This is a genomic window from Streptococcus equi subsp. zooepidemicus, assembly GCF_015689395.1.
Classification (GTDB): Bacteria; Bacillota; Bacilli; order Lactobacillales; family Streptococcaceae; genus Streptococcus; species Streptococcus equi.
Genome location: NZ_CP065054.1, coordinates 1,919,370 through 1,931,870, shown reverse-complemented (window position 1 = coordinate 1,931,870; position 12,501 = coordinate 1,919,370). Strand labels below are relative to the sequence as shown.

Annotated in this window: 13 protein-coding genes; 7 read left to right on the top strand and 6 right to left on the bottom strand. The window is 38.1% G+C overall.

Going from position 1 to position 12,501, the window contains the following annotated elements; all coding sequences use genetic code 11:
- The first annotated feature begins 2 nt into the window (after nt 1-2).
- From I2432_RS09185 to I2432_RS09165, 5 genes are all read left to right on the top strand, one after another.
- Entirely contained in the window at nt 3-293 is a 291-nt protein-coding gene (locus I2432_RS09185) for a DUF5962 family protein (protein WP_111678606.1), read from the top strand.
- Nucleotides 286-648 carry a plasmid mobilization protein gene (locus I2432_RS09180; protein ID WP_111678604.1) on the top strand — a complete coding sequence of 121 codons (363 nt, stop codon included), beginning with the start codon at nt 286-288 and terminating at the stop codon, nt 646-648. The genes I2432_RS09185 and I2432_RS09180 overlap by 8 nt, the downstream gene beginning before the upstream one ends.
- Complete coding sequence (locus I2432_RS09175) at nt 648-1,004, top strand: hypothetical protein (RefSeq protein ID WP_018378865.1); 357 nt, start codon at nt 648-650, stop codon at nt 1,002-1,004. The genes I2432_RS09180 and I2432_RS09175 overlap by 1 nt, the downstream gene beginning before the upstream one ends.
- 344 nt (nt 1,005-1,348) lie before the next feature.
- A complete protein-coding gene (locus I2432_RS09170) occupies nt 1,349-2,854 on the top strand; it encodes a class I SAM-dependent DNA methyltransferase (protein ID WP_206158742.1) in 1,506 nt (501 codons plus the stop codon).
- Nucleotides 2,844-3,350: a restriction endonuclease subunit S gene (locus I2432_RS09165; RefSeq protein ID WP_115267933.1), complete on the top strand. Its 507-nt coding sequence runs from the start codon at nt 2,844-2,846 to the stop codon at nt 3,348-3,350. The genes I2432_RS09170 and I2432_RS09165 overlap by 11 nt, the downstream gene beginning before the upstream one ends.
- Here the strand turns inward: I2432_RS09165 and I2432_RS09160 are convergent.
- Nucleotides 3,347-4,012, bottom strand: coding sequence for a restriction endonuclease subunit S (locus I2432_RS09160; RefSeq protein WP_249093208.1), 666 nt, complete (start codon nt 4,010-4,012; stop codon nt 3,347-3,349). The two genes, I2432_RS09165 and I2432_RS09160, sit on opposite strands and share 4 nt — an antisense overlap.
- A gap of 13 nt (nt 4,013-4,025) precedes the next feature.
- Between I2432_RS09160 and I2432_RS09155 the strand changes: the two genes are divergently transcribed.
- Both I2432_RS09155 and I2432_RS09150 read left to right on the top strand, forming a co-directional pair.
- On the top strand, nt 4,026-7,034 hold the full coding sequence (locus I2432_RS09155; protein ID WP_111678599.1) for a type I restriction endonuclease subunit R: 3,009 nt from the start codon (nt 4,026-4,028) through the stop codon (nt 7,032-7,034).
- Between the two features lie 19 nt (nt 7,035-7,053).
- Nucleotides 7,054-8,487 carry an ATP-binding protein gene (locus tag I2432_RS09150; RefSeq protein ID WP_111678597.1) on the top strand — a complete coding sequence of 478 codons (1,434 nt, stop codon included), beginning with the start codon at nt 7,054-7,056 and terminating at the stop codon, nt 8,485-8,487.
- 365 nt (nt 8,488-8,852) lie between these two features.
- Here I2432_RS09150 and I2432_RS09145 read toward each other — a convergent pair whose 3' ends face one another.
- The 5 genes from I2432_RS09145 to I2432_RS09125 form a co-directional block, all read right to left on the bottom strand.
- The gene (locus I2432_RS09145; RefSeq protein ID WP_043026593.1) at nt 8,853-9,260 is read right to left on the bottom strand and encodes a type II toxin-antitoxin system death-on-curing family toxin; all 408 of its coding nucleotides are present in this window, start codon (nt 9,258-9,260) and stop codon (nt 8,853-8,855) included.
- A complete protein-coding gene (locus I2432_RS09140) occupies nt 9,257-9,478 on the bottom strand; it encodes an AbrB/MazE/SpoVT family DNA-binding domain-containing protein (RefSeq protein ID WP_024379186.1) in 222 nt (73 codons plus the stop codon). Before I2432_RS09140 ends, I2432_RS09145 begins: the two co-directional genes overlap by 4 nt.
- Before the next feature lie 384 nt (nt 9,479-9,862).
- Nucleotides 9,863-11,080 (bottom strand): site-specific integrase, encoded by a 1,218-nt coding sequence (locus I2432_RS09135; RefSeq protein WP_206158741.1) that lies wholly within the window; start codon nt 11,078-11,080, stop codon nt 9,863-9,865.
- Between the two features lie 70 nt (nt 11,081-11,150).
- Nucleotides 11,151-11,411, bottom strand: coding sequence for a helix-turn-helix transcriptional regulator (locus I2432_RS09130; RefSeq protein ID WP_015057290.1), 261 nt, complete (start codon nt 11,409-11,411; stop codon nt 11,151-11,153).
- A 59-nt stretch (nt 11,412-11,470) separates the two neighbouring features.
- A complete protein-coding gene (locus I2432_RS09125; RefSeq protein WP_015057291.1) occupies nt 11,471-12,499 on the bottom strand; it encodes a replication initiation factor domain-containing protein in 1,029 nt (342 codons plus the stop codon).
- Nucleotides 12,500-12,501 lie beyond the last annotated feature (2 nt).

Sequence of the window (12,501 nt, the reverse complement as noted above, 5' to 3'; positions counted from 1 at the left end):
TGATGACAGTATATTATCAATTAGAAAATATGTTAGTGGCTGGATTTAAGTCACAAGAGGAGTACGACCGCTATCAGGCTCTCAAGAGAGACTATGAAGGGGAGTCAGAGGACTACAGCTTTTCTATTAGAGAAATCACCAATCAGATTGAAATCATTTGTAAGACCTCAGAAAATGATTTTCCTGATTTAGAAGAAGGAATATTAGCTGACTATATGGAATTAGTAGCTCAGTTAAAACGCTATGATACTAAGCAGGCAGACCGATATTTAGGGATGATCCGCCATGTCTGAACGTGTCAGAAATATTTTAAAGAAGTTTTATGTGACGGAATTGCAGAATGAAATGCTTAATCAGCTAGTAAATGATACGGGCTTACAAACATTCTCTAATTATGCTCGTCGGATGCTCTTTAAGGAAACGTCACTTTTTATTCAATTTGATGAATCACAGTTTGAGGAATTGATTTATTCTTTAAGACGTGTCGAAAATAATTTAAGGCAGTTATCAAGTATTGCAGAACAGTCTCAAAATATTCAAGCTTACAGAGCTATAGAGTATAGCAGAAGGCTAGTTTCAAATTATGAAAAGCAGTTAACTCATTACTACAAGCAGAAGAAAAGAAAATTATTATCTAAGGGAGCTTAATGGTTAAAAGGAGAATTAGAAACGTTATTAAACAAGTCTTTTTATCTGAAGAAGAAAATCAAAAATTGTTAAATCGAATGAAGCAAGATGGCTTCTCAAACTTTTCTATTTTTGCTAGAAAGCAATTGTTGAAACCTGATTTTGAAACATGGCTAGTAAGCTTTCCGGAATATCAGACTCTGACGAATAGATTGCTATTTATTGGCAGAACAATTAATTCTATTGCCAAGAGTGCGACCCAGTTTGGGAAAATCTCTCCGCAAGACTTGATGGAATTAGGTCAGCTGATGGAAGAACTTGTAGAACATGTAGAGAAGCAAATCAGGGAAGATAAGCAACGAGTAGCTAAGAAGTGATAGTACTCCAGTAATTTTGGCAGCATAGTTTTAAAATAAGATAGCAAAAACGCTGATGGTGGTCAGTGTTTTTTATTATGTCGTCATAAAAAATCCTTGTACGGACAATGTGCGGCACCGTATAAAGTACGGTTATGTCCTTAGAATGTTAAAAGGTCTTTGCGAGCTCAGATAGTGTATACACACTATCGTAAAAAATAAACATCAACAAAGGTCAGACTGACACTTTTGAACTGATGTTTGTTTTTTATTTTGGGGAGAATCCCCAAACCCCTTGAGAAATAGTTCGAGACGAAGGTAGAAAATGGTATAATAGAGACAACAAAACAGTTTGGGAGTGTAAAATGGCAAATACAAATACGAGTGCTAATATTGGCTTCGAGAAGGAGCTCTGGGATGCGGCAGATTCTTTACGAGGTCATATTTCAGCAGCGGATTATCGAAAAGTGATCATTGGTTTGATTTTCTTAAAGTATGTTTCCGATTCGTTTACGATTAAATATAATTATCTTCTCAAAGAAGATGAAGGATTTGAAGAAGACCGCGATGAATACGTTTCTGAAAACATCTTCTTTATCCCACCAAAATCAAGATGGGCTTACATTGCGGAAAAAGCACACACCCCTGAAATTGGTCTTGCGATTGATGATGCCATGCGTGAGATTGAGCGTGAAAACAAATCGCTGAGTGGTGTTCTGCCTAAAGTCTATGCCTCGCCTGACTTGGATCAGCGTGTACTGGGCGAAGTCGTTGATATTTTTACAAATATCAACATATATGATTATGGTAATGAAAAAGATTTGCTCGGTCGAACATACGAATACTGCTTGGAACAATTCGCTGCCTATGAAGGTAAGAATGGTGGGGAATTTTACACACCAACAAGCATTGTTAAAACAATTGTTGAGATTTTAAAACCTTTTAATGGTCGTGTATACGACCCAGCCTGTGGTTCTGGCGGTATGTTTGTCCAATCAGAGACATTTGTTGAAAATCATAGCGGCAATATTAACAATCTCTCCATTTACGGACAAGAAGCCAATACCGATACGTGGAAAATGGCAAAAATCAACATGGCTATTCGCGGTATTGAACCTAACTTTGGACCTCATCAAGCAGATACTTTTACCAACGATTTACACCCGACACTCAAGGCGGACTATATCATGGCAAATCCTCCGTTTAACTTGAAGAAGTGGGGAGCAGATAAGCTAGCAGATGACGTTCGTTGGAAGTACGGCACACCTCCTGATAGTAATGCTAACTATGCGTGGATACAACACATGATACATCACTTGGCGCCCAATGGTAAAATTGGTCTTGTCTTGGCAAATGGGTCACTATCATCTACACAAAGTGGCGAAGGGGATATTCGCAAAGCTATTATCGAGGAAGATTTGGTTGAAGGTATTGTGGCACTCCCTGCCCAACTCTTTTACAGTGTGACTATTCCAGCCTGCCTTTGGTTTATTTCTAAGAATAAAAAGCAAAAAGGGAAAACGGTCTTTATCGATGCCAGAAATCTAGGTCACATGGTTGACCGTAAACATAGAGATTTTACGGACGATGACATCCAAAAGATTGCTAAGACATTTGAAGCCTTCCAAGAAGGAACATTGGAAAATGAAAACGGCTTTTGTGCTGTTGTCGAGACTGAGGACATTGCTGAGCAGGACTATATCTTAACGCCGGGACGTTATGTCGGTGTTGAAGACAGGGAAGAAGATAGCGAACCCTTTGAAGAGAAAATGGAACGCTTAACCACAGAACTGTCTGAACTATTTAAACAATCTCATGTCCTAGAAGAAGAAATCAAACAACGATTGGAGGAGATTGGGTTTGAGATATAAGACATTGTCAGAAGTCGGTAGCTATGTCTCTGAAAAAATCAATGTGAGTAAGTTAAGGCTGGAGAACTATATTTCTACCGAGAATATGATCTCTAATCGTGGTGGAATTAGTTTGGCAACAAAACTTCCAAGTGTAAAAACTACAACTGCATTTCAAAAGGGAGATATTCTAATTTCCAATATTCGCCCTTACTTTAAGAAAATTTGGCTAGCAGACAAATCTGGAGGGTGTTCTAATGATGTTTTAGTAATCAGGTCGGACAGTAACTTTTCCAACCGTTTTCTATATTATGTGCTATCAAGTGATACATTTTTTGATTATGCAGTATCAACTTCTAAGGGGACGAAGATGCCCCGTGGAGATAAGAGTTCAATTATGAAATATACAGTTCCTCTATTTTCCTTAGAGGAGCAAGAGTTGATTTCAGATATATTGAAGTCCTATGACGAGAAAATTCAACTTAATAAACAGATAAATCATCATTTAGCGGCTTAATCAGAGACTGATATTTCGCCTGACATAAGCGTTGGTAGTAAAAAATCGCGCACTTCGATTAACTTTTGAATCTCTTTCTCATTCAAATTAATTGTCTTGAATAGTGGCTCAACTGACTCATGAAACTTAATTATTGCTGAATGGGGCGGAATTCGAATCTCATGGTTCTTCAAATGAGTTCCAGATACCTCTTTAAATGTAGAACCTGAAGCACTACTCTCGAGGGAAGGAGTTTCCTGTTTCAAGAGTTCATACACGAAAGTATATGGGTATTCAGGTTTGGGAATGATTGACTTAAAACCTTGGTTAGTTGAAATATCATTTTCTGCTATGGTGATATAACCAATTGGAGCGCGGGAACTGAAAAGTATTGAATTCCGAGGCATTAACTTAGCACTGCTCTTCTTATAGCCAAGCTCAGTGATTGAATTTTGACCTCTACCTGTAAACATAGCAGGATTTAATGATAAATCTTTTGGAGAAAGCCATGGGATATCACCATTCCAGTAATCATCTACCTTTTTAGATGGCGTACCACCGCCCACTATTTCACCAATTTCTGAAAAGGTCGACTTATATAATTCATTATCTTCAAGCAAGTGAGCAAATTGAGCATCGATTAGCTCAGCTAAATGATGATTTACCACTCCACCCCAATCCAAGAAAGGATTTGTTATGAATTTTAGTGAAAGCCAATTTGAAAATGCTATCTTAGACATTTTTCAAAATCAATTAGGTTATGGCTATTATTATGGTCCTGATGTCGAGAGGGACTACCGCGATAGCCTTTTTCGTGATGTGCTTGATGTAGCCTTGGAAAAACTAAATCCCAACTTACCAAGCTCTGCTATTGATTTTGCTATCAATAAGTTGCGTGATTTTGAGAGCGGCACACTGTTGCAGAAAAATAAAACTTTCATGGATTATCTCCAAAATGGGGTGCCTGTCACTTATGTTAAAAATGGCGAAGAGGTTTCGGACATTGCTTACCTCGTTGACTATGATAATACTGACGCTAATAGCTTTATTGTCGCTAATCAATGGACAATCGAGGAACATAGTGAGAAACGACCAGACATTATTGTTTTTCTCAATGGTCTACCTATTGTGGTCTTTGAGTTGAAAAGCCCGTCACGTGAGGAAACGGAAGTTTCAGAAGCTTACAGTCAGCTCCGCAACTACATGAAGGAAATCCCATCTTTATTTTATTACAATGCCTTTTTGGTCATGAGTGACATGGCAACATCAAAGGCAGGGACTATCACAGCTGGTGAAGATCGTTTCATGGAGTGGAAGACGACTGATGGCAATTATGAGGATACACAGTTAGCAAACTTTACAACCTTGATTGAAGGCATGTTTGCCAAAGAACGTTTGTTGGATATCCTTAAAAACTTTATCTGTTTTTCAGGTGATGCCAAAATTTTAGCAGCTTATCATCAGTATTTTGCCGTGAAAAAAGGAGTTCGTTCTACCTTAAAAGCTACGCAGACTGACGGGCGTGGTGGTGTCTTCTGGCATACGCAAGGCAGCGGCAAGTCCCTTTCGATGGTTTTCTATGCTCATTTGTTAGATAAGATATTACGGTCGCCAACAATCGTTGTCCTGACGGATAGAAATGATTTAGATAATCAGTTGTTTAAGCAATTTGACCGCTGTTCTCAATTTTTACGCCAAACACCAGTACAAGCGACAAGTCGTAAACATCTTAAAGAACTATTATCTGGTAGGCAAGCGAACGGGATTATTTTCACAACCATGCAGAAGTTTGAAGAATCATCGGAAGCCTTGTCAGAACGATATAATATCGTCGTTATGGCTGACGAGGCACATCGTGGTCAGTATGGTTTAGAAGAAAAGATTGATCCCGCAACTGGTAAGTTTAAAATCGGGACAGCGCGCATCATCCGTGATAATCTCCCCAATGCGACCTATATTGGTTTCACTGGAACACCTATTTCAAGTAAAGACAAATCAACAACAGAAGTATTTGGGGATTATATCGATATTTATGATATGACACAGGCTGTTGAGGACGGTGCAACTAGACCTGTCTACTATGAGAGTCGTGTCATACATCTCAACCTTGATGAAAAAATCTTGCAGGAGATTGATGCCGAATATGACGTGTTGGCAGAGCAAGCCGAAGATTCTGCCATCAATAGGAGTAAAAGAGAACTTAGTCGACTGGATAGTGTTTTAGGTGCTGACCAGACCATTTCGGCGCTAGTGACAGATATTATCACCCACTACGAAGATAATCGTAAAAATGAATTGACGGGGAAGGCGATGATTGTCGCATATTCGAGACCTATTGCGATGAAGATTTATCATAAGATACTTGACTTGCGTCCTGATTGGGGTGATAAGGTTGGTGTTGTGATGACTTCTAGTAACAAAGATCCCGAAGAATGGCATGATCTTATAGGCAATAAAAAGCATAAAGAAGAACTGGCTAAAAAATTTAAGGATGATAATAGTCCTTTCAAGATTGCTATCGTTGTTGATATGTGGCTAACTGGTTTTGATGTTCCAAGTCTTGCGACCATGTATGTCTATAAGCCGATGTCTGGTCATAATCTCATGCAGGCTATTGCGCGTGTTAACCGTGTCTATAAGGATAAAGAAGGTGGTTTAGTCGTTGATTATGTTGGTATCGCCTCAGCTTTAAAACAAGCTATGAACGATTATACCAATCGCGATAAAGGCAATTTTGGAGACACCAATATTGCTGCGACAGCTTACCCTAAATTTCAAGAAAAGCTTGAAGTTTGTCAAGATATGTTCTTTGGCTTTGATTACACCGCTTTTAAAGATGAAAATGCAACGAATCTGATGCGTGCTAATGTCATCACGGGTGGTGTCAACTTTATCACTAGTAGAGACAAGGATAAGGAGAGTTTTTTACGGGAGGCTACTCTCTTAAAGCAAGCCCTGCAGCTCTGTCGTTCCTTACTAACGCCAGAGGAACGCTATGAAGCAGCTTATTTTGAAGCTGTTCGAACAATATTAACGCGTATTGTTAATCCTCGAAAACCTCTATCGGTCAAAGAAATTAATGCTAAAATCAGTGAGTTGCTAAAATCAAGTATTAAGAGCGAAGGTATTATCAATCTATTTGCGGATTCTGAAAGAGATTTTTCATTGTTTGATCCTAAATTCTTGGACGAAATTGCAAAGATGAAAGAAAGGAACATTGCGGTTGAATTGTTGAAGAGGTTGATAAGAGAACAAGTTCATATTTATAAGCGAACAAATGTTGTTCAATCTGAGAAATTTTCAGAGATGCTTTCCAGAGCTATGAAAGCCTACTTAAATGGTATGTTGACAAATGAGGAAGTTATCGAAGAATTAAAACGCATGGCGTCGGAAATGCAAGCAGCAAGTGATGCAGGAAATGAACTAGGACTTAGTCCAGAGGAAATAGCTTTTTATGATGCGATTACCAAACCTGCTGCTGTTAAAGATTTTTATGATAATGACCAGTTAGTTGCCCTGACGCGGGAGCTGACAAACGAATTGCGGAGAAGTCGCACGATTGATTGGCAGAAAAAGGAATCTGCTCGTGCTAATATGCGACGGATCGTTAAGAGACTTTTGAGAAAATACAAGTATCCTCCAGAAGGGCTTGAAGATGCCTTGTCAACAGTTATCACACAATGTGAGTTATGGGCGGATAGTTAATAGAATTCAGGAGAAATACATGAATCGAACCTTACACTACTACCAATTTTCACCAGAAACTCAATACTTGGATAGAAAATCAGCACGCAAGAAGCCACAGGAATTACTCAAGCATCTGATTGCCTTTGCCAATGCGGACGGCGGTCAGTTGGTGGTTGGTATTGAAGATGAGAAACAGGACAACATTATCACTGGTTTCAAGGATGGCAGAGCTTATCCAATAGACGATTTCAAAAAGATTGACCGTGAGATGCGTGACACTCCTCTGGACTTATCTTTTGAAGAAATCCCTGTGGTTAATCATAAGGGGGAAGATGACCTGATTTTGGTTATCTCAGTTGAATTGTCATCTAATCGAGTGATTGCTGCGCCTAATGATGAGGTTTATCTGCGTCAGGGCGATGAATCGGTTAAATTAAGCTATGAGCAACGTACTCAGCTCAGCTATGATAAGGGACAACGTTTCTTTGAAGATGAAGTAGTACCTGATGCAACCCTGGAAGACATTGATGATAACTTAGTGCAAGATTTCAAAAATCGGTTTGATATTTCAGAACGTTCGACAGAGGAAATTCTTAAAGCACGGCGTTTTCTCGTGAATGGTAAACTGACCAAGGCAGCAATTCTACTTTTTGGTAAATGTCCGTCAGCGTTTTTCCCACAAGCTCGTGTTCGCTTTCAACGCTTTGATGGCACGGATATGGGGACAGGCAGTAGCTTTAATGTCATCAAAGAAGTGACTTTTGATGATGCTTTGCCAGTACTGATTATAAAAGTTCGAGATTTTATCCGTACTCAGTTGCGGGAATTTCAGTACTTAGACGATAATGGTCAATTTCAAATATTGCCTGAATATCCTGAGTTTGCTTGGTTTGAAGGTGTTGTCAATGCAGTAACTCACCGTGATTACTCTGTCTATGGAGATCACATTCGTGTACTCATGTTCGATGATCGCTTAGAGATTCACAGCCCAGGGAAATTACCCAATATCGTCACCGTTGACAATATCAAGCATGAACGTTTTTCAAGAAATCCTCGGATTGCGAGAACCCTGACTGAATTTGGTTGGGTTCGTGAAATGAACGAGGGTGTTAAGCGTATCTATTCTGAAATGGAATCAGCTTTTCTTCATGAACCTAAATATTCAGAGCCAGGTAATAAGGTAGTTCTAATCCTTGAAAATAACATTGTTAGTCGACATCTACGAACACGAGACAGTTTGGAAAAACAGTTTTCTGATTTTGGAACTCTAAATGCAGATGAACAGGCTATTATTCACTTCATGTACAATTCAGGAGAGAAAATGACAACCGCGAAGGCGATTGAACTAACAGGAAGAAGTCGCTCGTTTGTTGTTAAAATGTTGCATCATCTTCGTGATTTAGAAATCATCACTTGGTTTGGTTCAAGTAAAAATGACCGCAATCAATATTATCTTTTAGTTGATAAATGATTGCAGTCAGGATACTATTAGTAATAAAGAATACAGTAGAATACAGTAGAATACAGTAGAATACAGTAGAATACAGTAGAATACAGTAGAATACAGTAGAATACAGTAGAATACAGTAGAATACAGTAGAATACAGTAGAATAAGAATACAGTAGAATACAGTAGAATACAGTAGAATACAGTGATGGGAATACAGTAAGAATACAGTAGAATACAGTAGAATACAGTAGAATACAGTAGAATACAGTAGAATACAGTAGAATACAGTAGAATACAGTAGAATACAGTAGAATACAGTAGAATACAGTAGAATACAATAGAACATAAAAGTGGTCTTCAACGAAAGGTTGATAACCACTTTTTAATTATAATTTTGTTATGTTTCCATCTTGCTTGAGGAATTGAATAATTGTTTTCTTTAAATCTTCAAAATCTCCTTGAAAGGTAGCAATTTCAACTGTCTTTTCAAGTCCATCCTGTAAGGAAAGATTGGATTGGTAACCATTCATTGCTAGAAACATATGCAAGGCAAGAACAGCAGTTCGTTTATTGGCATTATAAAAAGGATGTTTTTTAATCAAATTTATCCAGATAATAGCAGCTTTACTGTAGATATCTGGATAGAGAACTTTGCCGAAAATCTCTTGTTTAGGCTGTTCAACAATCATTCGAAGACTGTTTGGATCAGCAATGCCAACAGGTTCATTAGGAGAATATTTGCCAATAACCATGACATTGATTTTGATAATATCTTCAGCAGTTAGATATCTCATCTATCCACCAATTCTTTCAAAAGCTCATCGTATTGGTTCATGGCTTTTTCTAGTTCCTTATCAAAATCAAATTTTGGCTCAGCTTTACGAATGATGACGTTATTTCCTGAAGTGACGAATTCAATTTCTTCTCCAATTTCTACTCCAAGAGTTTCTTTAATTTTATTGGGAATTGTAATGACAGTACTATTTCCTGTTTTTCTCAAGATAACATTCATGGTTCTACCTCCGTTTGTATATACATTATAAAATGAACTTACAAAAAAGTAAAGTGAATACACATTGTTTCTTAACTACATAAGCTCCGAAAACTAAATTTTTGGTAATCTATTGGTAATCCATGATTTTCAGGATTGATTTAGAAGTCTGTTTATTTAATGAAAAAGACTTTTGAAAGCTTGATTTAATAGTCTTTTACAGAGATTTGGTTTTTGTTACCCAAAACCAGGTCTTAAGAAAGCACGTAAAGCATCACAATTCTCAAAACGTTAATATACCTATATATATCAACGTTTCAAAGCACTTCATGGTTCACACCATGGGGTGTTTTTTGATGATTTTTTAGCAAAATTCACACCACTTTTCACACCAAATTCACACCATTACTTTTTAAGGTTACGATAGGCGATTTCGCCAACAGCCATTGGGACAACATTTGAAGTATTAACGTAAGTTTTGGTAGTGAGGGTGTCGCTATGCGTTAGAGCCTCTGAAATAGCTTCAAGTGATGTTCCTGCTTGTTTAGCTAAAGTTGCTCCTGTATGGCGTAATTTGTGCGGTGTGGCGTGTTTCAGCTCCTTGTGACGGCGTTTGACTGACTTCATTTTGTTATTGAGATAATCAGCATGTAAGGGACTGTTCACGTTGCCTTTCATGTCGATATAAGTAAAAACATACTGTTCATCAGATTGGATAATGTCAAATTTCGCCAGCTCAGCTTTCTGTTGTTTTTTCCAATATTGAAGCAGGTTTGCTAATTCAATTGGAATTTGAAAGGTTGTTTTCTTATTCCCTTTTGTAGATTTTGGATTTTTATATTTATCCAAGGCTTGGACTAATTGGATTTCCTGTTTCTTGGTGTTAATGTGTTTCCATTGCAAAGCGTAGCTTTCAGATTTTCTATCTCCTAAGAAAAAAGTTGTATAGAATAACACATAATCTTTGAACAGGAGTTTGTCATTTTTTAAATCTTCTTCAAAAGCTGTAAACCATGCTTGTAGTTCTGATGGTGATAGATATAAATCTTCATCATTTTTAGCCTCTTGTAGTTTGATTTTTTTAGTTGCCTTAATACGGCTAATGGTTTTAGAGAGACGATTAGTTTCGATATATTCCAGTTCCTCAGCCCAATCAAAAATAGAGTTAACATAACTTCTGATGACTTTGAAGTTGGCATATTCTTCTGCTTTTTGGGTCAATAGGTTCAAAACAACCTGTTTATTTTGATTGAGAAAATCAATAGGATAATTTCCAAGCAAGGGCAGGATATGTTTTCTAAAGACAATTTCAGTACCGTCAATAGTAGCTTGTGAAGGTGGTTTTGTGGTAGATGTTGTTTGACCTGCTTTATAGGATTCCCACCAAATATTGTGATAAAAATCGGAAAAGAGGATTAAACCATTTGTTTCCAATGAGGTTGAATCTTCGCTTAAAATTTTATCAATCCTGTTTTGTAATTCAAGTTCGTATTTTTTAGCCTCACTCCTTAGTTTGAAACGTTTTTCAATCACTTTTTTATCAATTCCCAATGATGATTTGACTTCTTCTGGGATATAGATACGTAAGCGATAAGTTCCATTTTTAGTTTTTGTAATTGACATAGTATTCTCCTTTTTTGAATTGAGCTAGAAAAATACCGTGGCTTAATTATATCAAACCACGGTTATAATGCTACTGATTTTGTAACCATTGATTGAGTTCGGCTCTATCAAAGCGGACAGTTTTTCCAACTCGAATAACTGGTAACCCCTTTTTTATCCAAGAATCAAGCGTATTATTGGCAATTCCTAGATACTTACAAGCTTGTTGCTTGTTCAAGAATGGACTTTCAATGTTGTTACTATCCAATTTATTTTTTATTTCATTTTCTATAAGCTGGCTAATTAACAGTTGTAGCTGATGAATTTGTTCGTCTGGTAAAATCACTTGCATAGCCTTTTTTGTCCTTTCATGATATAATATTGGTAGTTATTATTTCTAAGGCGATTTGTTTATGGCAAGTCGTCTTTTTGTATGCCCCAAGTGTCAGAACTTTGGTGTTCACGGACATATTGGTCAATCTCCTTTTCATCGCTGTTGGTAAATTTCGATAATCCCAATTTTAAGAGGTCTTGGAGAAATTGGTCAGCTCCCTCAAGTGTGGTTGCCTCGTACTTAGCCACATAGAGTTTGGCTAAGGTCTTTGAGACTTGTTTCTCCGTCCATTGTTCCGATTGTCTAAGTGTTGGCTTGGTGCGTTCAATACTTAACCGTGTTTTGGTTTCCGTCTGGAGGTAGTCCAGCCACCATTTAACAGGTTGACGTCTGCGTTTGTTGGTATCCCTGTCATTAGGTCTGACAAAGCGGTAGTGTCCATTGATAGCTTCAAAGTAAATAGCTGTCAGAGGTCTTTTAAGAACCATTTGCTGGGCGATAATATTGGCTTTGCCTTGCCAACAACGGAGCTCCGCTCTGACCCAAGCGCTTGTCTTATCAACAATCTTACCTTTGCCTGTTTGTTCCATGAGTTTGTTGTAAACACACCATTGTTGGCTTCCTCGTGCGCCTATGGTGACGGTCTCGCCAACCCGTTCCCCCGTTTCAAGGATTGAACGCTCGTGATAGTCCATGTGTTGGGCTCTGGTGATACACAAGCCCCGTTTACAGTAAGCATAGAGAGTTTGAACCGATAAGGCGTTATCGTAGATATCGTTGGCAATATCAATTCGGGTAAAGTTGACCTGATAGCGGTAAAGGCGTGTGACCAGAGCTACCCAGTTGTTAGCGTTACCCGCCATAAATTCCTCATATTGCCGACAGCCTTGTCCTTTGAGTTCCAGATAGACCCCCATCTTATCTAAGGCTTGGTTAAAGTAAACTTTGATGTCTGAACAGGCATAGTGGCGTTGATACTTATTTATTCCCCAAGCATTAAGTGCAAACTGGTCTTGGGGCATAAGGAGTATCTCTTCTAACACCTCCTCTGGTGGAACATCTTTAACGGTTACAGCGAAGTAGTCAACCCTCACACTGTTGTCCATGT

What these genes read in the sequence shown, in the direction of transcription:
- I2432_RS09185 (WP_111678606.1), top strand. Translation starts at nt 3, where the DNA reads ATGACAGTATATTATCAATTAGAAAATATGTTAGTGGCTGGATTTAAG.
- I2432_RS09180 (WP_111678604.1), top strand. Translation starts at nt 286, where the DNA reads ATGTCTGAACGTGTCAGAAATATTTTAAAGAAGTTTTATGTGACGGAA.
- I2432_RS09175 (WP_018378865.1), top strand. Translation starts at nt 648, where the DNA reads ATGGTTAAAAGGAGAATTAGAAACGTTATTAAACAAGTCTTTTTATCT.
- I2432_RS09170 (WP_206158742.1), top strand. Translation starts at nt 1,349, where the DNA reads ATGGCAAATACAAATACGAGTGCTAATATTGGCTTCGAGAAGGAGCTC.
- I2432_RS09155 (WP_111678599.1), top strand. Translation starts at nt 4,026, where the DNA reads ATGAATTTTAGTGAAAGCCAATTTGAAAATGCTATCTTAGACATTTTT.
- I2432_RS09150 (WP_111678597.1), top strand. Translation starts at nt 7,054, where the DNA reads ATGAATCGAACCTTACACTACTACCAATTTTCACCAGAAACTCAATAC.
- I2432_RS09145 (WP_043026593.1), bottom strand. Translation starts at nt 9,260, where the DNA reads ATGAGATATCTAACTGCTGAAGATATTATCAAAATCAATGTCATGGTT.
- I2432_RS09140 (WP_024379186.1), bottom strand. Translation starts at nt 9,478, where the DNA reads ATGAATGTTATCTTGAGAAAAACAGGAAATAGTACTGTCATTACAATT.
- I2432_RS09135 (WP_206158741.1), bottom strand. Translation starts at nt 11,080, where the DNA reads ATGTCAATTACAAAAACTAAAAATGGAACTTATCGCTTACGTATCTAT.
- I2432_RS09130 (WP_015057290.1), bottom strand. Translation starts at nt 11,411, where the DNA reads ATGCAAGTGATTTTACCAGACGAACAAATTCATCAGCTACAACTGTTA.
- I2432_RS09125 (WP_015057291.1), bottom strand. Translation starts at nt 12,499, where the DNA reads ATGGACAACAGTGTGAGGGTTGACTACTTCGCTGTAACCGTTAAAGAT.